Origin of the sequence: Pseudomonas sp. SM4 (assembly GCF_051913165.1) — a bacterium.
Taxonomy (GTDB): domain Bacteria; phylum Pseudomonadota; class Gammaproteobacteria; order Pseudomonadales; family Pseudomonadaceae; genus Aquipseudomonas.
The window spans coordinates 135,093-158,616 of record NZ_JBODOE010000002.1 but is presented as its reverse complement, the minus strand read 5'-3'; the positions used below and the strand labels follow the sequence as shown (position 1 = coordinate 158,616).

The 23,524-nt window shown below is 57.8% G+C and carries 23 protein-coding genes and 4 pseudogenes; 10 read left to right on the top strand and 17 right to left on the bottom strand.

The annotated features are described in order from the left end of the window. Positions 1–186 precede the first annotated feature (186 nt). The 3 genes and pseudogenes from ACQ4MY_RS03715 to ACQ4MY_RS03705 all read left to right on the top strand — a co-directional run. A complete protein-coding gene (locus tag ACQ4MY_RS03715; RefSeq protein WP_440093800.1) occupies positions 187–1,692 on the top strand; it encodes a sensor domain-containing diguanylate cyclase in 1,506 nt (501 codons plus the stop codon). 106 nt (positions 1,693–1,798) lie between these two features. Beyond that, a pseudogene (locus tag ACQ4MY_RS03710) lies at positions 1,799–1,921 on the top strand (LysR family transcriptional regulator); the annotation flags it as partial. Continuing rightward, a pseudogene (locus ACQ4MY_RS03705) lies at positions 1,921–2,283 on the top strand (MarR family winged helix-turn-helix transcriptional regulator); the annotation flags it as partial. The pseudogenes ACQ4MY_RS03710 and ACQ4MY_RS03705, both read left to right, overlap by 1 nt. A gap of 222 nt (positions 2,284–2,505) precedes the next feature. Here ACQ4MY_RS03705 and ACQ4MY_RS03700 read toward each other — a convergent pair. Continuing rightward, positions 2,506–2,784, bottom strand: a pseudogene (locus tag ACQ4MY_RS03700) (M24 family metallopeptidase); the annotation flags it as partial. Between the two features lie 203 nt (positions 2,785–2,987). Here ACQ4MY_RS03700 and ACQ4MY_RS03695 point away from each other — a divergent pair. Then, positions 2,988–3,494 carry an AAA family ATPase gene (locus tag ACQ4MY_RS03695; RefSeq protein WP_440094257.1) on the top strand — a complete coding sequence of 169 codons (507 nt, stop codon included), beginning with the start codon at positions 2,988–2,990 and terminating at the stop codon, positions 3,492–3,494. A gap of 382 nt (positions 3,495–3,876) precedes the next feature. Here the strand turns inward: ACQ4MY_RS03695 and ACQ4MY_RS03690 are convergent, their stop codons facing one another. The 4 genes from ACQ4MY_RS03690 to ACQ4MY_RS03675 form a co-directional block, all read right to left on the bottom strand. Next, complete coding sequence (locus ACQ4MY_RS03690) at positions 3,877–4,875, bottom strand: NADP-dependent oxidoreductase (protein ID WP_440094255.1); 999 nt, start codon at positions 4,873–4,875, stop codon at positions 3,877–3,879. Between the two features lie 46 nt (positions 4,876–4,921). After that, positions 4,922–5,791, bottom strand: coding sequence for an alpha/beta fold hydrolase (locus ACQ4MY_RS03685; RefSeq protein WP_440093798.1), 870 nt, complete (start codon positions 5,789–5,791; stop codon positions 4,922–4,924). An 82-nt stretch (positions 5,792–5,873) separates the two neighbouring features. After that, a complete protein-coding gene (locus tag ACQ4MY_RS03680) occupies positions 5,874–6,662 on the bottom strand; it encodes an SDR family NAD(P)-dependent oxidoreductase (RefSeq protein WP_008077482.1) in 789 nt (262 codons plus the stop codon). 39 nt (positions 6,663–6,701) lie between these two features. Beyond that, positions 6,702–7,802, bottom strand: coding sequence for an alkene reductase (locus ACQ4MY_RS03675; RefSeq protein ID WP_440093796.1), 1,101 nt, complete (start codon positions 7,800–7,802; stop codon positions 6,702–6,704). A gap of 149 nt (positions 7,803–7,951) precedes the next feature. On the opposite strand from ACQ4MY_RS03675, the gene ACQ4MY_RS03670 reads away from it, so the two are divergent. Continuing rightward, on the top strand, positions 7,952–8,539 hold the full coding sequence (locus ACQ4MY_RS03670; protein WP_440094253.1) for a TetR/AcrR family transcriptional regulator: 588 nt from the start codon (positions 7,952–7,954) through the stop codon (positions 8,537–8,539). 68 nt (positions 8,540–8,607) lie between these two features. Here the strand turns inward: ACQ4MY_RS03670 and ACQ4MY_RS03665 are convergent, their stop codons facing one another. From ACQ4MY_RS03665 to ACQ4MY_RS03650, 4 genes are all read right to left on the bottom strand, one after another. After that, positions 8,608–9,132: a DUF3833 domain-containing protein gene (locus tag ACQ4MY_RS03665; RefSeq protein ID WP_440093794.1), complete on the bottom strand. Its 525-nt coding sequence runs from the start codon at positions 9,130–9,132 to the stop codon at positions 8,608–8,610. A 43-nt stretch (positions 9,133–9,175) separates the two neighbouring features. Beyond that, positions 9,176–9,733, bottom strand: coding sequence for a lipocalin family protein (locus ACQ4MY_RS03660; RefSeq protein WP_440093793.1), 558 nt, complete (start codon positions 9,731–9,733; stop codon positions 9,176–9,178). Positions 9,734–9,861: 128 nt separating this feature from the next. Next, positions 9,862–11,142 carry a translesion error-prone DNA polymerase V subunit UmuC gene (gene umuC, locus ACQ4MY_RS03655; RefSeq protein WP_440093791.1) on the bottom strand — a complete coding sequence of 427 codons (1,281 nt, stop codon included), beginning with the start codon at positions 11,140–11,142 and terminating at the stop codon, positions 9,862–9,864. Next, a complete protein-coding gene (locus ACQ4MY_RS03650; RefSeq protein WP_008077459.1) occupies positions 11,129–11,560 on the bottom strand; it encodes a LexA family protein in 432 nt (143 codons plus the stop codon). Before ACQ4MY_RS03650 ends, umuC begins: the two co-directional genes overlap by 14 nt. A gap of 343 nt (positions 11,561–11,903) precedes the next feature. On the opposite strand from ACQ4MY_RS03650, the pseudogene ACQ4MY_RS03645 reads away from it, so the two are divergent. Continuing rightward, positions 11,904–12,002 (top strand): annotated as a pseudogene (locus tag ACQ4MY_RS03645) (transcriptional regulator); the annotation flags it as partial. Between the two features lie 132 nt (positions 12,003–12,134). Here the strand turns inward: ACQ4MY_RS03645 and ACQ4MY_RS03640 are convergent. From ACQ4MY_RS03640 to ACQ4MY_RS03625, 4 genes are all read right to left on the bottom strand, one after another. Continuing rightward, positions 12,135–12,809 carry an HAD family hydrolase gene (locus ACQ4MY_RS03640; protein ID WP_440093789.1) on the bottom strand — a complete coding sequence of 225 codons (675 nt, stop codon included), beginning with the start codon at positions 12,807–12,809 and terminating at the stop codon, positions 12,135–12,137. Positions 12,810–12,895: 86 nt separating this feature from the next. Further along, positions 12,896–13,078: a hypothetical protein gene (locus ACQ4MY_RS03635; RefSeq protein WP_007917639.1), complete on the bottom strand. Its 183-nt coding sequence runs from the start codon at positions 13,076–13,078 to the stop codon at positions 12,896–12,898. Positions 13,079–13,234: 156 nt separating this feature from the next. After that, positions 13,235–13,555, bottom strand: a complete 321-nt coding sequence (locus ACQ4MY_RS03630) for a hypothetical protein (protein WP_008077454.1) — start codon at positions 13,553–13,555, stop codon at positions 13,235–13,237. Between the two features lie 204 nt (positions 13,556–13,759). Next, entirely contained in the window at positions 13,760–14,821 is a 1,062-nt protein-coding gene (locus ACQ4MY_RS03625) for an SDR family oxidoreductase (RefSeq protein ID WP_440093786.1), read from the bottom strand. A gap of 159 nt (positions 14,822–14,980) precedes the next feature. Here ACQ4MY_RS03625 and ACQ4MY_RS03620 point away from each other — a divergent pair, with 159 nt between their 5' ends. Next, entirely contained in the window at positions 14,981–15,904 is a 924-nt protein-coding gene (locus ACQ4MY_RS03620) for a LysR family transcriptional regulator (RefSeq protein WP_440093784.1), read from the top strand. On the opposite strand, the gene ACQ4MY_RS03615 is transcribed toward ACQ4MY_RS03620, so the two are convergent. Next, on the bottom strand, positions 15,901–17,040 hold the full coding sequence (locus ACQ4MY_RS03615) for a porin (protein WP_440093782.1): 1,140 nt from the start codon (positions 17,038–17,040) through the stop codon (positions 15,901–15,903). The genes ACQ4MY_RS03620 and ACQ4MY_RS03615 overlap by 4 nt on opposite strands. A 388-nt stretch (positions 17,041–17,428) precedes the next feature. Between ACQ4MY_RS03615 and ACQ4MY_RS03610 the strand changes: the two genes are divergently transcribed. Together ACQ4MY_RS03610 and ACQ4MY_RS03605 are read left to right on the top strand one after the other, a co-directional pair. Further along, positions 17,429–18,748: an MFS transporter gene (locus ACQ4MY_RS03610; protein WP_440093780.1), complete on the top strand. Its 1,320-nt coding sequence runs from the start codon at positions 17,429–17,431 to the stop codon at positions 18,746–18,748. Positions 18,749–18,751: 3 nt separating this feature from the next. After that, a complete protein-coding gene (locus ACQ4MY_RS03605) occupies positions 18,752–19,930 on the top strand; it encodes a M20 aminoacylase family protein (protein WP_440093778.1) in 1,179 nt (392 codons plus the stop codon). 122 nt (positions 19,931–20,052) lie between these two features. Here the strand turns inward: ACQ4MY_RS03605 and ACQ4MY_RS03600 are convergent, their stop codons facing one another. The 3 genes from ACQ4MY_RS03600 to ACQ4MY_RS03590 form a co-directional block, all read right to left on the bottom strand. Further along, positions 20,053–20,694 (bottom strand): 3-oxoacid CoA-transferase subunit B, encoded by a 642-nt coding sequence (locus tag ACQ4MY_RS03600; RefSeq protein ID WP_440093776.1) that lies wholly within the window; start codon positions 20,692–20,694, stop codon positions 20,053–20,055. 8 nt (positions 20,695–20,702) lie between these two features. Continuing rightward, positions 20,703–21,395 carry a 3-oxoacid CoA-transferase subunit A gene (locus tag ACQ4MY_RS03595; protein ID WP_440093775.1) on the bottom strand — a complete coding sequence of 231 codons (693 nt, stop codon included), beginning with the start codon at positions 21,393–21,395 and terminating at the stop codon, positions 20,703–20,705. 322 nt (positions 21,396–21,717) lie between these two features. Further along, a complete protein-coding gene (locus ACQ4MY_RS03590; RefSeq protein ID WP_158831388.1) occupies positions 21,718–22,599 on the bottom strand; it encodes a LysR substrate-binding domain-containing protein in 882 nt (293 codons plus the stop codon). A 141-nt stretch (positions 22,600–22,740) separates the two neighbouring features. Here ACQ4MY_RS03590 and ACQ4MY_RS03585 point away from each other — a divergent pair, with 141 nt between their 5' ends. Then, entirely contained in the window at positions 22,741–23,505 is a 765-nt protein-coding gene (locus ACQ4MY_RS03585; protein WP_440093774.1) for an SDR family oxidoreductase, read from the top strand. Positions 23,506–23,524 lie beyond the last annotated feature (19 nt).

Sequence of the window (23,524 nt, the reverse complement as noted above, 5' to 3'; positions counted from 1 at the left end):
TCATTCGTGGATTCTGTTACTGAGCCTGTGTCGCGAGACTTCACTCAGTGATTCCCTGAACAATCTGTTGCTGCAACGTTTCACCACTGCTTGTATCCTTGCTCGCGGCGAGCGCAGGAGTCTGCAGCCATTGAGTCGCTCATGAGTCGCTGGAACGGAAAACCGGACTTTCCAAAAGGTAGCAATGTGAAGCGTGATACTCATCTGGTTGTGCTTTTGTTGTGTGTGATCGGTTGTTCCCTCGCGTCCTTGACGGTGTGGAAAGTGTTGGCCTCTCGAGAGCGCGCACTGGAAGAAGTCAACGTCCATGGCTTGAACCTGACCCAGGCGTTGGCGACGTACTCCGAAGGCATCGTGCGCCAGAGTTCATTGCTGTTGCTCGGCCTCGTCGAACGTCTGGAAACCGAAGGCAGTGGCCCCGCGCAGATTCAGCGGCTGAGTGCCCTGGTCAAGCGCCAGGAACCGTTGATGCCGCAGCTCAGTGGCATCACCATCTACGATACTCAGGGCCGCTGGCTGATGTCTTCCAACCGGCCGATTCCCGCCGGGTCGAACAGCAGTGATCGCGCCTATTTCATCCATCATCGCGATGATCCCTCCCGCGAGACTTTCATCGGGCCACCGATTCAGAGCCGCTCCAATCAGGAATGGGTGATTACCGTCAGCCGCCGTTTCAACGATGCTCACGGCGAGTTTGCCGGCGTGGTGGCGGTGACGTTGGGGGTGGAAAACTTCCTGCGCCTGTTTGGCAAGCTCGACGTCGGGCAGGACGGCGCCATCGGCTTGTCGTATACCGATGGCACGTTGCTGGTTCGCTATCCATTTCGCGAGCAGGACATGGGCCGCAACTTTTCCAAGTCGCCCATCTATGCGAAGTATCTGGTCGATCACTCAGTCGGCACCGCGTCGTTCACCTCCAGCCTGGACGGCGTTGAGCGGCTGTACGCCTTCCGCAAGAGCGATCGGCTGCCCTTGATCACCACCGTCGCCCTCGGCAAACGCGAGGCATTGGCCGCGTGGCGCCTGGAGGCGTTGTTGTCGGCCGTGGTGGTGGCTGGGCTACTTGGGCTTACAGGCTTGATCGGCTGGTTCCTGATTCTGGATATCCGCCGGCGCACCAAGGCCGAAGATCAATTGCGCGGCACCCAGCAGCAGCTGCTCTCATCCAATCGGCAACTCGAGTTGCTCGCGATGAAAGACGCATTGACGGGGTTGGCCAACCGACGCTGTTTTGACGAGAGTCTCGCTATCGAAGCACGGCGCGCAAAACGTGACGGTACGACGCTGGCATTGCTGATGATAGATATCGATTACTTCAAGCTGTTCAACGACTCATTCGGTCATGTCGCCGGTGATGCCTGCCTGCAAACCGTCGGCAAGATACTCGAGGAATGTGTGCGTCGGCCGTCAGACCTGGTGGCGCGTTATGGCGGCGAAGAGATGGGCATCATCATGCCGGACACCGACGCTGACGGCGCCGCGGTGGTGGCGCAACTTATCCTCGATCGCCTGAAGCAAGAGAACATCAACCACAGCGCCAGCCCGTTCGGGCGCCTGAGCGTGAGCATCGGCATCGCCACGGCAACCGGCGCGCAACTCGAGGACTTGCAGGGGTTGATCGAAGTGGCTGATCAGGCGCTGTACAAGGCCAAGGCGCTGGGGCGTAACCAGTTTGCGCGTGACGGCCAATAGCCGATGTTCTTTACTCCAGGAGCCGCACTGGCGCCTGGTATCGCCGTTGACGATACCCGCCCGTCACTGCGGGCCAACATGAGCCACCGCCTTCGACGGAACCGACATGCGATATCGACGCCTCGACCTTAATCTGTTGGTTGCGCTGGACGCTTTGCTGAGCGAGTGCAGTGTCAGCCGGGCGGCCGAGCGTCTATGCCTGGGACAGTCAGCTGCCAGTTCGGCACTGGAATCGGCGTGGTTGAATGGCGAATGCTTTCAATGCTGGCCGTTGAATCCGACATCACCGCCAATCGAATCTGCCAGGCCATCGGCCTCGACAAGAGCGCTGTCAGTCGTTCATTGCAAACGCTGGAAGCAGCGGGGCGGATCACCAGCCAACTTGATCCCAGGGACGCGCGGCGTTACACCGTACGATTGACGGCCAGCGGTAAAGAACTGCATGACCGCGTGCTCAAAGTTGCACTTGAGCGAGAGTCGCGTCTGCTCAGCGGATTGACCCCGGCCGAGGTCGACACGTTGGTTGACTTGCTTGGGCGCCTGCATTTGCAAGTGCGCAATGTGAACAGTTATGACCCGAGTGATGAGTGAGTCAGGGAAAACCGATTTATTGCTGATAAATGCTTCGATTGGCCGGTCCATGCGCTTAAGCAGGCTTCAAGCGGCAGCCCGGATGATGCCGCACTGGCTGATGAAATCCTTGGGATGTGCCGCCCTGAGGTGTTTGCCTATAGCCTCAGTAAACAGCCTCATTTGTGGATCGACAGCGTTGTGAGTCCTTTACAACTCACAAGCGACGCCATCATCGTCGAATTAGTAAATGTTTTCGTGCTTGTAACCCCACTTACCGTTTCTGATCCGGATATGTGGCTCGAATGTGAAGCACGCCACCTCGCCCAACTTTCGTTCGTTGCCTGATTCTATGTAAAGCCTTTGATCGCGCTGCTCGCAGATGCTGTGACCAACGTTGCCAAGAAAATCGAGATTTTCGAAACCGATATCGATTATTGACTCATTCGCCAAATCGAACAGTTCATTGAACGTGGTTTCAGGACTGACCGTTCGTAGCGTGAGGGCATGCAGACTGCGCTCTGCCTCATACCCTCGGGTGGTTTTATATGGTCAACGAACTGCGACAGGACGGATTTCGCTGCGGTCTGTACAAGAGATTACGTGGTGCTGGCATGAGTGAAGCCTCTATCGTCGTCCTTGAATGATGGAGGAGGCGCTTGAGCAAAATTGAACGTCAGCTTTTTGGCCTAGACTGGGTCAACTCTCTAATCGAAGGACATAGAATGCTTATTGTCTTCAGCGGTCTTCCCGGTACTGGAAAAACGACTATAGCAAGTGACCTTGCCACCAGAACAAGTGCGGTGTATCTGCGGATTGATACGATTGAGCAGGCTATCCGAAATTCCGGTGCTCTGGCACAAGACGTGGGGCGGAGCGGTTATATGGTCGCTAATGAGCTTGCTCTGAGCAATCTTCGCTTTGGTAGTACAGTCATAGTCGACTGTGTTAACCCTGTAGTTGAAAGCCGAAAGGCGTGGAGCGAGATCGCTGCTCGCTCTGGTGCTCCACTAGTGAATATTCAGGTGGTTTGCTCTGATAAATACGAACACCAACGACGGGTAGAAACCAGGAAGATTGATGTTCCTGGCCTGACGCCACCAACCTGGCAGTCTGTATTGGATCATGAATATGAGCCATGGGATAACACTCCGTTTGATATAGACACAGCCCTGACGTCTCCGGCGGAGGCAGTGGCAATGATCACTAAACGATTTTTATCCGAGAAGTAGCGCCAGCTGAAAGCTCAACGTAGCAAGGGGTGATCAGCAGACGCTTGCCGCTTCTGGCCGAGCGCTGGCGATCGAGAACCGCGGCTTCCGGCCAATTGCTGACGCCCACAAATGGCCGCTTTCGGCCAGAATCATTCACCCGATACTTTCCTATCTCAGATAGCGCACTGGCGTTAGCGATATTCGGAGCTAGCCATACCTGTCTACTGCTCAAGCATTAAACTGCGCCATAGGATCACTGTTGGTGCAACAGGTGCGAGGTCTGTTTGCTGCAGTACCTGTTTTGGCAACTCAATTGCAGTCGAATCGCTCAGTCCGGATGAGGAGTGCTGGTGTGCTAAAAGTTGCGCGGGCACTTCGGTAGTCATCGATGGGCGGGTAGTCATTTGATCGTAACCACGACCTTGCCTTTGGCTCGTCCCTGTTCGACGTATTTCAGCGCCTCTGCCGTTGATTCAAAGGGAAACGTTCGATCAATCACCGGATTGATGATGCCGGCCTCAACCAGCGCGCTGATTTGGTGCAGTTGGGCGCCGTTGGCGCGCATGAACACGAACGTGTACCTGATGTCCTGCTTGCGTGTCTTGCGCCGAATGCCGAGGCTCAGCAGACGCATTACCTGCCGCAATGGCCAGGATAATCCTTGCTCCTGTGCGAATAGCGCAGTGGGCGGCCCTGAGATCGAAATCAGCTGGCCGCCGGGCTTGAGGACCTTGAGTGACTTTTTCAGGACATCGGTGCCAAGGCTGTTCAACACCACGTCGTAGCTGTGCAAGACATCTTCGAAATTCTGCTTTTTGTAGTCGATGACCACGTCAGCCCCCAGCGCCTTGACCCATTCGACATTCGCGGTGCTGGTGGTTGTGGCGACAAAGGCACCCAGGTGTTTGGCAAGCTGGATGGCAACGTTGCCGACGCCGCCGGAGCCGGCATGAATCAACACCTTCTGGCCCTGTTGCAGGCGGGCGGTGTCGACCAGCACTTGCCAGGCCGTCAGTGCCACCAAGGGCAGGGACGCGGCTTGCGCCATGCTGGTATTGGCCGGTTTCAGGGCGATCGCGTTCTCGTCCACGGCAATCCTCTCGGCGAACGTGCCGATCCGTGCTTCCGGCGGGCGAGCGTACACCTCGTCACCCGGTTTGAAGCGCGTCACTTTAGAGCCGACCGTCACCACGACACCCGCCAGGTCGTTGCCCAGAATCAGCGGAAACGAGTAGGGCAGGATCAGCTTGAATTCGCCTGTGCTGATCTTCGAGTCCAGCACGTTGACACTGCTGGCATGGACCTCGATCAAGACGTCGCGGCTCCCCACTTCAGGGGCTGGCGCTTCGCCGAGGCGTCCGGGTTGCTTGCCGTAGCGATCAATCAGAAAGGCTTTCATCGAGGTGCGGCTCTTGTCGGTTGTAGGGAGGGTAGCCGGGGCGTAGTCAGGCATCGAGGAACGCCTGCGCCTTGGCCACAAAATCAACATGGTGCTGGAAAATCCCGCCGTGTCCGGCATCCTGATAAATCACCAATTCTGCGTTGGGGATTCGCTTGGCCAGTTCAAACGAATTGACGCTGGGCACCATGATGTCGGTGTCGCCGTTGACGACCAGCGTCGGTGACTGCAAACGCCCAAGGTCTTGCGGCGGCTGCTTGCCCCACGCGGTGATCGCTTTCAACTGGCGCAGGAAAGCGCGGGGCGTCGGGCCTTGATCGCGATTGTTTTTGCGAGTTTGCAGGCGCTGCAAATACTGCGAGGCCGATCGACGGCCGTTGGCCGTAGACGTGAAGAACAGATAGAACTTCGGATCGCGCAGGGTCAGCAGGCCTTTGAGGATCAATGGCCACGTCACCGGGCCAACCTTGTCGATATCGCTGCCGCCGGCTGGCCCGGTGCCGGTCAGAATCAACCGCCGCACCAGTTCAGGGGCCTTCAGAGCGATGTCCTGAGCGACGAAACCGCCGAGGGAGAAGCCGAGCACATCAACGGTGTCCAGCCCCAGCGCGCGGATCAACTGGATGGCATCGTCAGCCATCTCGCCGACGGTCAGTGGCGCGGTTCCACCCGAGCCGCCGATGCCGCGATAGTCGGTGGTGATGACGCGTCGGGTTTGCGCCAGGCCATCGATGATCGCGGGGTCGAAGTTGTCGAGCACTGCGCCCCAATGGTTGAACAATACGAGAGGCACGCCGGTGGCGGGGCCAGTGTCGCGATAGGCAAAGCGAACGCCGTTGGCGGTGACGGACTGGTTTGCCGCGTCGATGAATGACGTTGGCGAACCCGAAGGCGGATTTGTTTGTGCTGAATTCATGACTACTCCGGATTGCAGGACGGATTCGGTTCAGCGCCCTGCGCCTGCAGCGAATCCGCCCAACATGCTCGCTACCTGAACATCACTCTGGCGTCTGGTAACGCTGAGCAACCGCAGACTGACGGATTTGCCCGATCAGGCCCAGACGTGCGCCCTGCAGGACATCCCAGCGCTCCGCTTCGTGCAGCGGCGGAATGGTCACGGGCTCGCGACGATCGAAGCCGACGAGAGCGGCATCCACCAGATCGCCCACTTCCATGATTTCGCTCAGGGTGTTGATGTCGACGCCGGAGCGATCCCAGATTTCCGTGCGCGTGGCGGCCGGCAGCACCGCCTGCACGTAGACGCCCTGAGGCGACAATTCCAGACTTAAACCCTGGGACAGAAACAGCACAAAGGCCTTGGTCGCGCCGTAGACCGTCATGCCGAATTCCGGCGCGAGGCCTACCACCGAACCGATGTTGATGATCGCACCGTCACCGGCCTTGACCAGACGTGGAGCGACGGCGCTGGCCAGCCGCACCAGCGCGGTGGTGTTGAGGGCGACCAGTTGCGCCACTTTGTCGGTGCTTTGCTCGACGAAATGGCCGGACAGCGCGGCACCGGCGTTATTGACGAGGATGCCGATGCGGGCGTCGTCGCGCAGACGGTTTTCAACGACGGTCAGATCGCCGGATTGAGTCAGGTCCGCCGGGATCACATCGACCGCGACCTCATGTTCACCGCGCAAGCGTGCGGCCAGTGCGTCCAGGCGCGCTTGATCGCGGGCGACCAGCACCAGATCGTGGCCGCGTTGCGCAAAGCGTTCGGCGTAGACGGCGCCAATGCCGGTGGAGGCGCCAGTGATCAGAACAGTAGGGCGAGTGCTCATGGGGTATCTCTCTTTGAGGAGGTGAGAAAAAGAGTGCGCTTAGCTTGCGCTGACGCTCGATTCAGCCAGTGTCGGGTAGTCGATGTAGCCTGCCGCGCCGCCGCCATAGAGGGTGGCGGGATTGAACGCGGACAACGGCGCGCCACGTTTCAGGCGTTCCACCAGATCCGGATTGCCAATGAACGGGCGACCGAAGGCGATCAGGTCGGCCTGGTCTTCAGCGAGCCGTGAGGTGGCCAGATCGAGGTCATAGCCGTTGTTGGCGATGTAGGTGTTTTTGAAGCGCTGGCGCAGGGCGGCGAAATTGAAGGGCGCCACGTCACGCGGACCGCCGGTCGCGCCTTCGACCACATGCAGGTAAACCACGCCGAGGGCGTCGAATTGTTCGACGAGGTAATCGAATTGCGCCTGCGGATCACTGCTGGAGACGCCATTGGCCGGCGACACCGGCGACAGGCGAACACCGGTGCGGTCTGCACCGATCTCACTGACTACAGCCGCCGTCACGTCGAGCAACAGACGCGCGCGATTTTCAATCGAGCCGCCGTAAGCATCGGTGCGCAGATTGGAGTTGTCCTTGAGGAATTGGTCGAGCAGGTAGCCGTTGGCACCGTGAATTTCCACGCCATCGAAGCCAGCGGCGATCGCGTTGGCCGCCGCCTGGCGGAAGTCGTTGACGATGCCCGGCAGTTCGCTGATGTCCAGTGCGCGCGGCTCGGAGACGTCTTCGAAGTGGTTGTTGACGAACACTTTGGTGGCGGCGCGCAGCGCAGAAGGGGCCACCGGGGCGGCGCCGTTTTCTTGCAGGTCGACGTGCGAGACGCGGCCGACATGCCACAGTTGCAGGAAGATTATTCCGCCCTTGGCATGCACAGCGTCGGTCACGCCGCGCCAGCCGTCGATCTGTGCCGGCGTGTAGATCCCCGGGGTGTCCTGGTAACCCTGGCCCTGTCGGGAGATTTGCGTGGCTTCGCTGATCAACAAACCGGCGCTGGCGCGCTGGCTGTAATAGGTCGCCGCGAATTCGCTGGGGACGAAACCTTGACCGGCGCGGTTGCGTGTCAGCGGCGCGAGAACGACGCGGTTCGCCAGAGTGAGTTTGCCCAGCGTGTAAGGGGAGAACAGGGTTTGCTCGGTCATCTGATGTTTCTTCCGTGGCCGTTGATGAAGATCGATGGTGTGAGCAATTAGGATGATGATCGAAATCTAAACTGTCAACGGTTTTGATTATGGCCAACATCTATGTATTATCGGGCGCAGGATTTCCCCGCAAACACGAGGTATTGCACGTGAGAGTGACCAAGGCCCAGGCGCAGGCCAATCGAGAGCACATCGTTGAAACGGCCTCAGAGCTGTTCCGTGAGCGCGGCTTTGACGGCGTCGGCGTGGCCGATCTCATGGCGGCCGCCGGTTTTACCCATGGCGGTTTCTACAAACACTTCGGGTCGAAGGCCGACCTAATGGCCGAAGCCTCGGCGTGCAGTCTGGCCAAATCGCTGACCGGCGCTCAGGCGCTGGATGTGCCGGGCTTCATCAACGTCTACGTGAACAGAGAGCATCGCGACGGACGTGGTGACGGTTGCACCATGGCCGCGTTGGGCGGCGACGCGGCGCGCCAGTCAGATGAGGTGAAAGCGACATTTGCCCAAGGCATTGAGCACACCCTGCAAACCCTGGGCGAGAAGTACCCGACAGGGCCGGAGACCGAGGCGGGTGAGGGGCGCAAGAAGATGATCGACCTGCTGTCGCGGGCCGTCGGCGCTATTATTCTGTCGCGTGCCTGCCCGGATGATTCCGCACTTGCTGATGAAATTCTTGAGGTGTGCCGGGCAGAAATGGTTGCTTCATTGCCGGTCGATGACGTGAAGACGGTGTAGAGAGGCATTCATTGAAAGCGCAAAGCGTCATCCGTGGCAGTACCATCATGGAGCAGTCACCCTCGGCCTCAAGGCTCTTTGCGAAAGAACAAAGTGATCTGGCCGACCTCTACACCAAATTTGCTCATGAACGAGCGATTTATCAGGGTGTTCTTGTCCATCAGGTACATCCAGTCATCTAAATGAACTTCATACTCCTTGCCATCCACCGGCAGGTTCAGCACATATTTCCAGCGCAGTGCATTGCCTGCCACCTCACCAAGCGCCTCGCCCACCACGTCGCCAGCGGTTCCGCGCCATTGGCCAGGGCCAGCAGGGGTTAGCGTCCACACTCGTTTTTGCGTAGTACCGTCGCTGTAGGTAAACGACTCGTCGAGGATCAGTCTGCGGCCTTCGGAGTGGCCATTGATGACCACATGAAAGCGCTTCGTGACCTCGCCCGAGTGCTTTTGAAACATGCCCCACGCTTCGACCCGGCCCTCGAAGAATTCGCGCAACTCAAGCGTGGGCGTCTCGTGGCTGTAGGTCTGCACATCCACTTGGCTGCAGCTTGCTAGGCCAATGCATAGCAGCAGTATCCATTTCTTGAGCATGTGCATTTCCTCGAAGGTCTCCGGGCGTAAGGTGCCCAGTGGACTAGGGCTTGGTCGGGTCTGCCGGACGCCAGATCAGTTTGCTGGTGTCATACCCCTGTTGCTGAGCAATCTTTACCAGCTGTTCACGGTTGACGCCGTTAATTTCAGAGGTGCGTGAAAGCACCCAGAGATATTCCCGGTTCGGGTGGCCGACCAGTGCGAACTGGTAGGCCGGGTCGTGGTAAAGCACCCAATACTCGCCTTTGGTTATTCCTGGCGCGATGCGGCTGAACCAGTTATCAAACTGCACCCAGAGCTTGTCTGTTTTGCCTGGCTGCTGCGATTCGGCAATTCCGCGTACCTCTTTCCATTCGTCATCCTGTTCCCTGCAACGATTGGTGACGTCAATGCGGCCATCATCACGCAGACCGTAATGCGCTTCTGACTGCTGGCAATTGCGCTGGAAGAACATAGGCAACCTGGCCTGCTCGTACCAGGTGCCCTGGTATTTCTGCAGGTCGACTTGCATGGTGGTGGGAGGGGGCTCCTGGGGCGAGCCTGCGCACCCGGCGAGTGCCGCACTCAGACAGGAAAGCAGAACGATCTTGCGTATCGACATAGAGACCTCCAGGTTGTCAGGAGAAACGCACATGTCATTGGAGGTAGGGTGAGCGTGAAAAGTGCTATCGACTTGCAATCGATACGATGGCCCGCTCATGCAGGCTACCCTCCGCTTTCAACGACCTCTTACCGGGCCATTACCGTCCACAGCTGATCAACCTTCGTCGTGTAGCTCTGACTCATCAACTCGCGGCGCATCGCCCAATCAGGCGCCGCCGGCACGCTGGCGAGGCGAAGAACTCCCTTTCCCCAACGACCATTGACTTCATCCAGCACGGTCATCACCTTGTCCGCCGTAACAGGCTGGGAGTGTGCAAACAGGTCGTCCGTGAATTCACCGGGCTGGCGCAAATCCATCAGCAGAACTTCCGCTTTGCTGTATTTGAAGCCTGGTCGGAAGAGGCGATTGACCGCTTCGGTCGCAGCCTTGGTCATGAGTCGAACGTCGTTTGTCGGGTAGGGGAGTTCGACGAGTGCGCCGTTCGCGTACTTCGCTTCTTCGGGATTGAACATGCCTGTCCTGATACTCACGCGGATCTTCTTGCACAGCGAGTTTTGCGCTCTGAGCTTTTCCGCCGCGCGCTGGGTGTAGGTGGCGACGGCCTCCTTGATCGGCTCGATCTGCGTGAGCCGGGTGCCGAACATCCGGCTACAGCAAATCTCTTGCTTGGGTGGGTCAGCTTCACCCAGTTCCAGACAGGAGGTGCCGGCAAGCTCGCGAGCGGTCTTTTCGATTACCACGCTGAATTTCTGGCGAAGCATCCACGGATCGGCTTTCGCCAAGTCCATGGCGGTCTTGATGCCCATTGTTTCCAGGTGGGCCCTCATGCGCCTGCCGATGCCCCAGACCTCGCCGACATCAGTGTTGCGCAGCGTCCAGTCGCGTTTGAACGGGTCACACAGATCCACCACACCACCGGTGATATCCAGCAGCCGTTTGGCGGTATGGTTTGCCAGCTTCGCCAGGGTTTTGGTGCGGGCAATACCCACCCCGACTGGAACCCCCGTGCGCTTGAAAAGAGTGGAACGCATATGCCGCCCAAAAGCACATAGATCGCCTGGGACGCCGGTCAGATCGGCAAACGCCTCGTCAATGCTGTAGACCTCGAGCGCTGGCACCATCGATTCGATGATCGTCATGACGCGTTCGCTCATATCGCCGTATAGAGCGTAATTACTGCTGAAGGCCACGACTCCATGCCGGCGAAGGTGATCTTTGATTTGAAAGTACGGCTGGCCCATTTTCACGAAAGGCTTGGCGTCGTAGCTGCGCGCGATCACGCAGCCGTCGTTGTTGGACAGCACCACGATAGGTGTCTTTGCCAGGTCGGGTCTGAACACTCGCTCGCAGCTCGCATAGAAGCTGTTGCAGTCAATCAGGGCAAAGACTGGCTCAAGTGTTTTCATGATTGCGCACGCTGTATTTCACCACACCCCAGATCACCAGCTCATCGCCCTCCATGACATGCCTTGCCGGGTATTTTGAATTCTCTGACAAAAGCATCACGGCGTTCTCGCGCAGAAGCAGACGCTTGCAGAAGGGCTCGGAATTGAGTGCTGCGATGACAATATCGCCGCTGACCGCATCGATGCTCCGATCAACCACCACCAGATCCCCTGAATAGATGCCGGCGCCCTGCATGCTGTCTCCATCAATTCTCACCAGGTACACGTGCGGCGCGCGGATATCGAACAGCTCATCGAGGGAAATGTGTTTTTCGATGTGATCAGCCGCAGGGGAGGGGAAACCCGCCGGCACCCTGGATGAATAGAAGGGCAGCTTTATGCCGCCAGACGCGAGAGGGCCGAGGATGGTGATGCTCATGATGCAAGCCTTAAGAGGTTAGCTGTACGTATATACAGTTAACGATTTGCTTCGCTTGCGGTCAATCTCATAGGTACGACAATTCGACGGGTGACACCCTGTGCGGACGCTACTCGATCTGCGAATCGATGGATCACTACCTCAAGGAGCTAGCGCCAGAGCAGCTGGTGATACTTTGGCCAGTCGAGAGGTTTATCCGGCTGAGGAGGCGGATACTCATCAATAAGAAAGGGAGCATCGGCCATGCACAGGGAATCAACTCGGGGCCTATTGTCGCTTGGAAACAGATATTAATATCGGCTGTCCGGGCGAGAGACCTCGGGCGCTACTCCTTGTAAGTGCGGGCCGTGTTGTTGAAACCAAGGGTGGTAATCACAAGACGTTGAAAGACTGGAAAGCTGAGCACGGCTCCGCGACTGTCGAGTGCTGGTTGGCCAAGTGATTTTGGTTTAAATACAAAAGGGCCTGACAAGGCCCTTTTGGGCTGACTTCGTAGCTCTGTTCAGGTTGTAGGCGCGGCGTCTTCTGCCAATACGTTGGCAGGGGGGCATTTGAATGAGTGTCTACAGAAGGCTCACGGACGGGAAGCCACCTCGTCCAGGTGCTGCAGCAGTGCCAGAGGATCCTCGTAGACTCGGAGTGCACCTGCACGTTCAAGCTCTCCTGTGTCATAACCACCTGAAAGCAGCCCTATACCGGTGGCCTTGCAGCGTCGTGCGGCAAGCATGTCCCAGATGGCGTCACCGATCACCAGGCAATCTTCGATGGGTACATTGAGTTTGCTTGCAGCGGCGAGGAAAAGGTCTGGATCGGGCTTGCCATACTCGACGTCATCACGGGTGATGAGATTCACCTCCGAGATATTCAAGCCCAATGCCTTCAGATTTATCGCCGCAGTATCCATCCCACCGCTGGTCGCAATACACCATTTGAGCTGATCGCGGTTTAAGGTTTCGAGAAGGTCGACAGCGCCAGGCAGAGCGCTTATCTGACCCTGCAGATCCTTGTAGGCTTTATCATGTTTATCGCTGAGCCTTTTAGCCTGGTCTGGTTTGATCTCCAAACCGGTCTCACGGGCTAACATCTTGAGCATCAGTCCACCGCTCATACCTATTTTTCTGTGAATTCGCCACATGGCCAACGGTATATCTTCTGAGTCGAGCGCGGTTTTCCACGCGAAAACATTCTGGTAGACGCTATCAGTCAACGTGCCATCCAGATCAAAAATGAATGAGGTTTGCTGGCGCATACGTGACACCTCCATCAAGCAAATTTCGGGTAGTAGATATCGCGTATTCGAAATATCGGTCGCACCGAATACCAAGGGTGCTGACGTTAATCCTTGAGTCTTTCCAAGTCGGCTGGGCCGGGTTCCACACGTGGTTCGTCGCCAAGGAACTCATCTTCCCTGACCACTCGTTCGTCATCTGTTAAGCCTGTTTCTGACACGTCCGAGACGAGAGCAGAATCTTTCAATGCTTTGCTTTTTTTTGATGAAACGGAGCTTTTTTCAGTCATAAGATTTCTCCTCGCCCCTTGAAATTCGAGGCGCTCAATTTTTCGAAAACATATGCTCTGAGTCGTTCCGTCTTTCGCAGATATCGAAGCGGAGAAAGCGCAGCGCATGGATGCCACTGCGGTTTCCATCGCCTTGCTTCCGCCTTGAGCCAAGGGTTAATCAGACGCATGAAGCAACCTGAACCATTCAGCATAAGGCGAGTTAGTGACCCGGAATCGATTGAAATCAGGACTGCCATCAACCCACCAAACAGGGCCCCGCTCACCAAGCGCTACTTTGGCCAGTTGTACGTTTTCCCGAGCGCGCTTCATCTGCGATTCGTCTTCCGCATCCTTTGCTTTCTTCACCTCCCGTCGAGCTGCCATGAGTGCATCGACGAGACGCTGGCGCACGTCCTCTTGCAATGATGGATTTGAACAGCGCCACAGCTGCCCTTTGACAACGAAGTAACGACCGTCAGGTGTTACTGGATGCATTCCTCACCTCCGATCTTCAAAGGCCGCTTTTCCAGATACTTCACGATGAAGTCCTCAGATTCGCTGGTGTTGCGATAGAGGATGGGGGCACGGGTCGGGAAACTAAGGAGCTGTCACAACCGTTCACCCGCCAATGTGAAATTATCGTGATGGGAGTAGCGCGGTTGGTTCGGTGGAAAAATCAGACAGCGTTGCTGGCAGAACCTAGGGTATCAAGCGCATCTCGCGTAGTTTGTCGAACACGTCGAAAAATGCCTGATCGCTTGCTTGATACGCAGTGAAGCCCATTGCACGGCTTTTCGACATATCCGTGACAACTTCGATGGGTCGACCAAGATCTGCATCGGTGTGCCATGGGGACACCAGGCGACCAATATCAGGTTCCTTCAAACCGTATTCCGCAACCATTTGCGTCCATGCTGCCTGGTCGTTATCCATCTGCTTCTCGAGCGGCGAAAGTGAAGCGGGATAATCGGCAGCAGGCAAGTCGAAGTAGTCGGCAATTCGGCTCCACATCCATTTCCAGCGAAATACATCGCCATTCGTGACGTTGAATGCCTGATTGGCTGCAGCCGGCGTGGTGGCCGCCCACAGTTGTTGTTTCGCCAACTGCCGGGCGTCCGTCATATCGGTAAGGCTGTCCCACTGCACTTTTGATCCTGGAAACACGAAAGGGCGATGGGTCTGTTTGCAAATCGAGGCATAGACGGCGAGGGTGGTTGCCATGTTCATCGCATTACCTACAGCAACCCCGGTGACGGTATGCGGGCGATGAACGCTCCAGGTGAAGCCGTCCTTTGCAGCCGCGGCGAAGAGTTCGTCTTCTTGGGCATAGTAGAAATTCTCGACATCCAGTCGCCCCTGGTCTTCGCGAAACGGTGTCTGCGGAAGGCTGCCCTTACCATAAGCTTCGAATGGGCCGAGGTAGTGTTTCAGGCCCGTCACGAGTGCTACGTGCTTGACACTCTTGGCTGGACGAATGGCGTCGAGGACATTGCGAACCATGGCGGCATTGACACGAATGTTCTCGGCCTCCGTGGCTTGCCGTGACCATGTGGTAATGAACACATGAGTGGCTTTCAAATCCGCCAGCGCCCGTGCCAGCGAAGCAGGATCCTGAAGGTCTGCTGCGACAGGAATCACGCCTTGCACTTGCGACGGGTGCCTCGAGAGCGCGGCGACCTGCCACTGGTTATCGATGAGTAACTGGGTGATGGCGCTGCCGACGATGCCGCTGGCGCCCACGACCAAAGCTGTCTGGGTCATACGTTTCTCCTGGATTTAGATCTGGGAGTCCACGTCAGCGACAGAGGTTCAACCTGAACCGAATCCGCATTAGCCTGGCGAGCTGCACTCGCGACAGAGTGGTAACTGGCCGGCATCTTGCTTTATGGTTGGCGCCAAATAAAAAGCGAGTCGCACACCGTGAAATTCCATCAAATCAGAGCCTTGGTCGCGATCAACCAGTGCGGCAGCATCAATGAAGCCTCGCAGATGTTGCATGTCACCCAGCCTGCGTTGAGCCGTTCCATCAAGGATCTGGAGCGCGAACTGGGCCTGACCCTGCTGCAGCGTTCCTATAAAGGCATGTCGTTGACTGACGAAGGCCGGCGGATCATCCGGCATGCGCACATGGCGGTCGAGAGCATGCGGCGCCTGCAAATCGAGGCCGATAATATCCACGACATGGCTGTGGGCGAGGTGGCTGTCGGCGTCACTTCACTGACCGCCATGCTGCCGGGTTTTGAGAAGTGCATCAGTGACTACCAAGCGAAAAACCCTCGCGTGCGGATCAAGCTGATCGAGCTGCGCCCCAGCCATATCGTCCAGCGTTTGCGCGACGGGACGCTGGACTTTGCCCTGACGTCTCAACAAAACACTCAACGTCTGAATCTCGATTGGGAAGCCCTGCACCGGATCAAGGGCACGGTGGTATGCAGTCCGAACAACCCGATGCGGCATTCGCCCTCGTTGCGGCAATTGCAGTACGCCAACTGGATCAGCCTGGACGAGGTAGACGACCGATCCTCACAGTTCTACCAAATGTTCGAGGTCAACGATATTCACCCGCCGCAGAAGGTCATCGAGTGCGCCTCGTTGTTTCTGGCCTTGCGCCTGGTCGAGAATGCCGATGCGTTCATGACCCTGAGCAATCTGGCGCTGGGCAGTGCACTGCCGCCGGGACGGGTACCGGAACTGGTCCTCGTCGAAGTCGAAGAGGTCATCCCCGAATACCCGATTTATCTGGTGTGCGTTGACCGCCATTCGCTGACGTCGCCGGCGAGAGATCTGTTCAACGGTCTCAAATCCAAATTGGCCGCTGAGTCTTCGGCAGAGCCGGCTTACTAGAAGTGGTAGTACATGCCGACGGCCAGGTTGCTGGGGTCGTCGCCGGTTTGCTCGAGGGGGATTCCCGCATAGCTGATGGCGGATTCGGGGCGGTTATCGATCAGGGCGAGCCGACCGTAGATGGCCCAGTTCTTTTTCAGGAAATGGTCGTAGCCGAGCATGATCCCGGTGGCGTCCTTGTCGCCGAATTCGATGTCGCGCTTGACCAGTGCCATGCGCGCCACATCGGCTTTGCCGACGGGCGCGGAAAGGCCCAACGTCCATGCGCTCATGCTCGGTGTGGCGTGGTAGTCGACGTCCTGGCGCTGCCAGGTGACATTGGCAGACAGCGGCCCGAAGTCATAAAACGCCGAAGCACTTTTGAAGTAGTTGTGGGTCTGCCGCTGACGGTCGCCGTCGTCCCATGGATCGCTCAAGTAATCATTGAATGAACCCAGCAATATCCATCGCGCATTGCTGTACTGAACACTCATGCCTTTGCCGCGCACGGTTTTGCCGGAGCTGGCGGTATCGTTCAAGCCCAGGCTCACGGCGGTGGCCACGCTGAAACCGGCGAATTTGGGCGTGGTGTAGGCGACGGTGTGCTTGGGGCGCATATCCAGATAATAGGCACCGCGCCCGGCCGGCGGGCTGGTCAGGTAGGTATAGGGCGAACCGTAGGTGGCCAGGAAAGGATCAGCAAACGTCGGCGTGCCCATGCCATAGGTTTTGCCGAACTCCAACTTGCCGTACTCCCGCGAACGCAGCGCCGCCACCGCCAAGCGTAGCGTGCCGACCTGCTTCCAATGCTCGTCGAGCGCTTGGCCATTGAGGTTGAAACCTTCCTCGACGTCGAACTCCAGCACCGTGTCTGGGTTGAGTGCCTTGCGCATGTAAAGCCCGAGCTTATTGGTCCAGGCGCCACCGCCCGCAAGTTTGCTTCCGGAGTGATGGCCCGAGTCCTGGTAACTCACAAAAGCATCGAGCGTGCCGTAGACATTGAGCTTGTCGGTGTAGCCCTTATCGACGTTGTAATAGCCAAATCCCGGCGCTACTCGGGCGATCGCAGGAAATCCCTCAGCCTGGCTGCATGTCGGCGCCCCGAGCCCCAACAGCAAAGCGGTCAATGAACAATTGCGCGCGGCGGACATAACCATTTCAGACGCTCCGTAGACGTGATGGCTGATGGATCGCAGCCTCCACGAAAATAAAAACCGGCGGAAATGGTCAATTTTGCATGGCTATGCCTAATGGTTAATTTGCTGGCGAATGACCGGTGCATTGAGGGCGACAAGCGTGCGCAAAGATCACAAAAACAAGCCCGATCACCTCGATTCGGCGACTGCATGAGTCTGGAGAATGGAAGCCATTGGTGCGATACCCGCCTTCAAGCCCTCGCGCGGCACCGTTGTAGGGCGCATTCAAAGGACGTGACGCAAGCAAGTTAACCAGTGGTTAATTGCCTGCAAAAAGCGCAAGTGATTCGTCTTCGGAGTTCCCCGATAGTTGGTCTCGCATAACGCCAATAAGAAATCGGAGCGTGCCATGACGACCCTGCATTCGGACACTTCCCTGGCCGACGGAACGATGCGTTCCAATCCGGCCACATCCAACTCAAGAAAAGCCACGGTAGCGTGCGCCCTCGGCAATGCCCTAGAGATGTACGACTTCACGATCTACAGCTTTTTTGCCGTGATCATCGCCAAGAACTTTTTCCCCGCCCAGTCGCCGATCGCCTCATTGCTGATGTCGTTGACGGCGTTCGGAGTGGGCTTTCTGATGCGTCCGGTCGGAGCAATGGTGATTGGCCGTTTCGCCGACAGGAAAGGGCGCAAGGCCGCGCTAACGCTGACCATCGCACTGATGACTCTAGGTACAGCGCTGATCGCATTCGCCCCCACTTATCAGCAAGCCGGGGTATTGGGCACTGCTCTGCTGGTTATCGGCCGGCTGACTCAAGGTTTTTCCGCTGGCGGCGAAATCGGCACCGCCTCGGTGTTAATGATGGAATCGTCGGCGACCGGCAATCGTTGCAGCAACGTCAGTTGGCAGGCTGCGAGTCAGGGTTACGCGGCGCTGGTCGGGGCTGGCATCGGACTTCTTCTGAGCAGTGTCATGACCGCGCCCGACCTGGAAGCATGGGGTTGGCGTATTCCTTTTGTCATCGGTTTGCTGATTGGCCCTGTCGGCTGGTACATCCGCCGCTGCCTGCCGGAAACCCTTGAACAGACCACGATCAGCGCCGCCCCTTCAACCGTGCGCAAACCCGGCTGGCGCGAGGTCATTGATCTGCGCAACACCGCACTCGCCACCGGCCTGATGGCGAGCGCCACCATCGGCATGTATTTGTTCATTTTCTATATGCCGGCGTATCTGGTGAGCGCGCTGCATTATCCGCAGCGCAGCGCCTTGGCGATTGCCTGCGTTGCAGCCGCGTGCCTGGCGATCATCACTCCAATTGCAGGGCGTTACGCCGACCGCCACGGTCTGCGCAAAAAACTGTTGGTCTGGACGATGACCTTACCGGTTATCGCAGCATGGCCCGCACTTTGGCTGTTGTCGCATACCACTGACTTGTACATCGCGATGCTGATCGTTGCACTGCTGGTCCTGCCAGGTTGCGTGGGCTCGGGGGCGTTTTTCGCGATGATCATGGAAGCCTTCGCCAAGCCCCACCGCGCGCTCGGCACCTCGGTGAGTTACAGCTTCGGCGTCACCTTGTTCGGCGGTTTCTCGCCGTTGATCGCCACATGGCTAACCTCGGCACTCGACACACCCACGGCTCCGGCGTTCTACCTGCTTGTCGGCGGGGTGATCAGCCTGTGCTGCCTGAAACTGTTCCCGGAAAACATTGGACGAGACTGACCCATGCGCAACCAACAAAATAAATCAGCGTTAAGCGAAACCGAACTGCAAAGCTTCATCGCCTTGCGCCGACAAATTCATGCTGCGCCTGAGTTGGGCGGCGAAACCCCGAACACCGCTGAACTGGTCGCCGCCAAACTGACGCAATGGGGCTATCAGGTGCATCGCGGTATCGGCGGGCATGGCTTGGTCGGTGTCCTGAAAAGAGGCGAGGGGCCACGCCGTATCGGTCTGCGCGCCGACATGGACGCGCTGCCCATGCAAGAAAAAAACACCTTTGCGCATGCCAGCCAGATTGCCGATCGCATGCATGCTTGCGGGCATGACGGGCACACCGCGATCCTGCTCGCGGCGGCTTATCGGCTCGCAACCCATGGCGAATTCAACGGCACCCTTAATCTGATTTTTCAACCGGATGAGGAGGGCTTGTGTGGGGCCAAGGCGATGATCGACGACGGCCTGTTCCAACGGTTTCCCTGCGATGCGATTTTCGCGCTGCATAACATGCCCGGTTACCCCTTGGGCACGGCCGTGGTTCAGGCGGGGCCGACCATGGCGTCCTCGGAACGTGTGTCACTGCTCATCACCGGCCAAGGTGGACACGGCGCCATGCCAGAGAAGTCGGTTGATCCACTACCCGTGGTGGCCAGCCTTATCAACGCGATCCAGACCATCAAGTCGCGCAATCTCGGCCCAGAAGAGTACGCGGTGATCAGCATCGGCATGCTCCAGGCCGGGAGTGTCTACAACATCATTCCTGATGAGGCGCGCATGCTGATCAGCGTGCGTACCGATACTCCGCAGACTCAGCAAAAGATCAATCGGCGACTTGAGCAGATCATCCGCGGTCACGAGCAATCATTCGGCGTGAGCATTGACCTGGAATTCACTCCGCTGGCCCCGGCACTGATCAACGACGCCACCGAAACACAAAGAGTGCGCGAAAGCCTTGAACCACTTTTTGAACCTGGCCACCTGCAAAGCCGAGGACCAAAGGTCATGGGTACCGAGGACTTCGCCTGGATGCTCACAGAAGTGCCGGGGTGCTATTTCTTGCTGGGCAATGGTGAGGGCGAGTTTCACGGCTGCTCTGTGCACAACCCGCACTACGACTTCAATGATGAGCTGATCCGACTGGGCGCCGATTGCTGGGTAAAACTGGTGGAAGATTTTCTCGTCTGAGCACTCTGATCAGCCTCGACCGCCAGCGCTGGCCCTGCGGTTTTGAAACTCAAGCGTCAGAATCCATCGCCGGACGTACGCAATGTCGTCCGGCGCAGGGGGGCGCGAACCGACGAACCCCGTCACTTGATCAGCGGCACACCACTGAGCGATTGCAGATCTTCAAAGCTGATATCAGCCAGAATCTCCCTGACCTGCAAGCCCTCAGCCGTCACGTCGAGGATGGCCAAGTCAGTATAAATCCGCGTCACACAGCCAATGCCGGTCAGCGGGTAGGTGCATTGCGGCACCAACTTGCTTTCGCCTGTCTTGGTCAGGTGATCCATCATGACGAACACTTGGCGTGCGCCAGTCGCCAGGTCCATGGCGCCGCCCACGGCCGGAATGGAACCTTCAGCACCGGTGTGCCAGTTGGCCAGGTCACCGTTGACCGAGACCTGAAAAGCACCCAGAACGGCGATATCGATGTGTCCACCACGCATCATTGAAAAGGAGTCGGCGTGATGAAAGTACGCACCACCGGCCAGCAGGGTCACGTGTTGTTTGCCGGCATTGATCAGATCATCGTCTTCCTCGCCCGGCGCGGGACTCGGGCCCATGCCCAACACACCGTTTTCGCTGTGCAGGAACACTTCCTTGTCACCCAGATAATTGGCCACCAGCGTCGGCACACCGATGCCGAGATTCACATAAGAGCCTTCAAGAATATCGTCGGCCACACGCTGGGCCATTTCGCTACGCGAAAGTTTGTTCAAAACAGTCATGGCGGACCTCAGTTGGCGTTGGCTTTCGGAAGACGGGCGAGCGGCACGGCAACTACGCGCTGAACGAAGATCCCCGGTGTGACAATGTGCTCGGGATCCAGCTCGCCCAACTCGACGATCTGGTTGACCTGAGCGATAGCCGTTTTCGCCGCCATGGCCATGATCGGCCCAAAATTACGTGCAGCCTTGCGATAGGTAAGGTTGCCCCAGCGATCACCTTTTTCTGCTTTGATCAATGCCACATCGGCGTGCAACGGCATTTCCAGCACGTAGTTGCGGCCGTCGATCACCCGCGTCTCCTTGCCTTCAGCCAGTAGCGTTCCATAGCCTGTTGGCGAATAAAACGCACCGATGCCTGAACCGGCGGCGCGGATGCGTTCCGCGAGGTTGCCCTGCGGAACGACTTCAAGCTGTACCTTTCCGGCCAGGTAGAGTTCGTCGAATACGTAGGAATCGGATTGGCGCGGAAACGAACAGATGACCTTGGCAACCCGCCCAGCCTTGAGCAAGGCGGCGAGACCGATTTCACCATTGCCGGCATTGTTGCTGATGATGGTCAGCTCGCGGGCGCCCGAGGCGATCACACCATCCACAAGTTCGGATGGCATGCCGGCGGTACCAAAACCACCGACCATGATGGTCGAGCCATCGGCTATCCCATCAAGTGCGGCAGCGATGGATTCAAACGTTTTATCGATCAAGGCGTACCCCATGTTTCATGTTGACTAGACAGCGAAATCTGGCTGCAAAAACCGCTTGAATCACGGTGACTGCACCGGTGTGCATAGCCTGCCAAACAATTGGCCAGTGAAGGAGGGGCGGCACTTGATGTCGTGCGATCAGCGAACGCTACCTTGAGTCATTCCCGTTCCGTGCGGTGACGAGTTTGCGGTGTGAGAGCCAGCTGTTTTTCACTGCCGATTCGATCACGTCCAGACCGGCGCTGATGATGCTGCCCTTAGCGTCTGAAACTCACTCACTGAGGGGATCAAACATCAGTTGCCGGAACATTGGATGTATTTCTTACACTGGATAGAGTTCGTCCAGCACTGTCATCAATGCTCGCTTCCGTGGGTTTTCCAGTCCGAGCCAGGCCACACCGATGCCCGCGCCGCTCATGGGCAGCGCCAGTGGCCGGGTCACCACGCCGACTGGCAGCGCTGAAGCGGCGCCACCTGGCAAAATACCGACGCCCAGCCCGGCAGCGACCAATGCCAATTGTGTAGTGAACTCACCCATTTCCCGGGCGATGGTCAACGTCACTTTGCGGCGATGAAAACCCGCCAGCATTTGATCGTATAAACCGGGCGCGAATTTGCGCGCGAGCACCAATACCGCAGATCCGGCCAGATCTTGAGGTTTTATACGAGCCTGGCTGCAAAGTGCGTGGTCTTGCGGCAGCGCCACCACCAGCGACTCCTCGAAGAGCAAACGGGTGTGTACGCCAGGCACATTCAAGGGTAAGCGCACCAGACCGAAATCCAGGGCGTTGTCCAGCAAAGCCCGGGTCTGCGGCAGCGAGGGCATGTCCTTGAGTTCCAGCTCGATGCGCGGGTAGCGCTGCTCCAGCGTACGCACAAGCGTTGGCAACAAGTGCGCCAGCGTCGACGACACAAATGCCAGACGCAGCACCCCGGCTTCTCCGGCTGCCGCCTGTTGCAACACTTCACGGGCCCGAGCGGCCTGACGCAGGGTTGCCAAGGCTTCGGGGAGAAACAGCGCACCTTCTTCGGTCAACTCGACGCCGTGACGATCACGTTCGAACAGCAGCGCGCCAACATCGTCTTCCAGTGCGCGTATCTGCGCACTCAACGCCGGCTGGACGATGTGCAGACGCGCTGCCGCACGACCAAAGTGCAGTTCCTCAGCCAACGCTGCAAAAGCCCGCAAATGCTTGAGTTCCATTGATCCTCTTGATCCGTATGGTGTTTCTGGTGATCACGATCGGTGATTACGGCATCACCATAAACGATTGGCACGCCGGGGCGGAAGCGGTCGAAAGTGGGGTCGTTGCCCTATGCATAAAACCAAGAAGGGGAGGCACAGATGATCGATAACTTTCGCCTGAATCAGCGTCGGGCGCTGATCACCGGCTCGGTGCGAGGTATTGGACTTGCTCTGGCGCGCGGGTTGGCACAGGCGGGCGCTCAGGTGGTGATTAATGGTCGCGATGCCCAACGCGCACAAAGTGCCTGCGCGTTGTTACGGGATGAGGGGCTGGACGCGGAATATTCATTGTTCGACGTGACCGACCACCAGGCCGTTGCAACCGAGATCGATGCGCTGGAACACCGCTCAGGCCCGATCGACATTCTGATCAACAACGCCGGTTTGCAACATCGTCAGGCGCTTGAAGACGTGAGTGCGCAAGACTGGCATCGACTCATGAGCACTAATCTCGATGGCGTCTTCAACGTGTCCAAGGCCGTGGCCCGACACATGATTGCTCGCCGGCGCGGCAAGATCATCAACATCGGCTCGGTACAAAGCGAACTGGCTCGCGCCTCTATCGCACCGTATGCCGCCAGCAAAGGGGCCGTGCGCATGCTCACTCGTGGCATGTGCGCCGACTGGGCCAGGCATGGCCTGCAGATCAATGCCTTGGCCCCTGGCTATTTCCGAACCGAACTGAACCAGGCGCTGGTCGATGACTCGGCTTTTTCCGACTGGCTGATGCAACGAACGCCTGCCGGACGCTGGGGCAATGTCGAGGAACTATGCGGTGCGGCGGTGTTTCTCGCTTCGTCAGCCTCCGACTTCGTCAACGGCCAGACCCTTTTCGTCGATGGTGGCTTGACCAGCGTCGTCTAACTCTCGTGAAGGACACCAA

Bases quoted from the DNA above. Each gene is read 5' to 3' on its own strand.
- ACQ4MY_RS03680 (WP_008077482.1), bottom strand. From the start codon at position 6,662: ATGAGCACTCGCCCTACTGTTCTGATCACTGGCGCCTCCACCGGCATT.
- ACQ4MY_RS03615 (WP_440093782.1), bottom strand. From the start codon at position 17,040: ATGGTTATGTCCGCCGCGCGCAATTGTTCATTGACCGCTTTGCTGTTG.
- ACQ4MY_RS03685 (WP_440093798.1), bottom strand. From the start codon at position 5,791: ATGAATTCAGCACAAACAAATCCGCCTTCGGGTTCGCCAACGTCATTC.
- umuC (WP_440093791.1), bottom strand. From the start codon at position 11,142: ATGAAAACACTTGAGCCAGTCTTTGCCCTGATTGACTGCAACAGCTTC.
- ACQ4MY_RS03690 (WP_440094255.1), bottom strand. From the start codon at position 4,875: ATGAAAGCCTTTCTGATTGATCGCTACGGCAAGCAACCCGGACGCCTC.
- ACQ4MY_RS03610 (WP_440093780.1), top strand. From the start codon at position 17,429: ATGACGACCCTGCATTCGGACACTTCCCTGGCCGACGGAACGATGCGT.
- ACQ4MY_RS03660 (WP_440093793.1), bottom strand. From the start codon at position 9,733: ATGTCGATACGCAAGATCGTTCTGCTTTCCTGTCTGAGTGCGGCACTC.
- ACQ4MY_RS03665 (WP_440093794.1), bottom strand. From the start codon at position 9,132: ATGCTCAAGAAATGGATACTGCTGCTATGCATTGGCCTAGCAAGCTGC.
- ACQ4MY_RS03675 (WP_440093796.1), bottom strand. From the start codon at position 7,802: ATGACCGAGCAAACCCTGTTCTCCCCTTACACGCTGGGCAAACTCACT.
- ACQ4MY_RS03585 (WP_440093774.1), top strand. From the start codon at position 22,741: ATGATCGATAACTTTCGCCTGAATCAGCGTCGGGCGCTGATCACCGGC.
- ACQ4MY_RS03640 (WP_440093789.1), bottom strand. From the start codon at position 12,809: ATGCGCCAGCAAACCTCATTCATTTTTGATCTGGATGGCACGTTGACT.
- ACQ4MY_RS03650 (WP_008077459.1), bottom strand. From the start codon at position 11,560: ATGAGCATCACCATCCTCGGCCCTCTCGCGTCTGGCGGCATAAAGCTG.
- ACQ4MY_RS03635 (WP_007917639.1), bottom strand. From the start codon at position 13,078: ATGACTGAAAAAAGCTCCGTTTCATCAAAAAAAAGCAAAGCATTGAAA.
- ACQ4MY_RS03600 (WP_440093776.1), bottom strand. From the start codon at position 20,694: ATGACTGTTTTGAACAAACTTTCGCGTAGCGAAATGGCCCAGCGTGTG.
- ACQ4MY_RS03605 (WP_440093778.1), top strand. From the start codon at position 18,752: ATGCGCAACCAACAAAATAAATCAGCGTTAAGCGAAACCGAACTGCAA.
- ACQ4MY_RS03630 (WP_008077454.1), bottom strand. From the start codon at position 13,555: ATGCATCCAGTAACACCTGACGGTCGTTACTTCGTTGTCAAAGGGCAG.
- ACQ4MY_RS03695 (WP_440094257.1), top strand. From the start codon at position 2,988: ATGCTTATTGTCTTCAGCGGTCTTCCCGGTACTGGAAAAACGACTATA.
- ACQ4MY_RS03590 (WP_158831388.1), bottom strand. From the start codon at position 22,599: ATGGAACTCAAGCATTTGCGGGCTTTTGCAGCGTTGGCTGAGGAACTG.
- ACQ4MY_RS03625 (WP_440093786.1), bottom strand. From the start codon at position 14,821: ATGACCCAGACAGCTTTGGTCGTGGGCGCCAGCGGCATCGTCGGCAGC.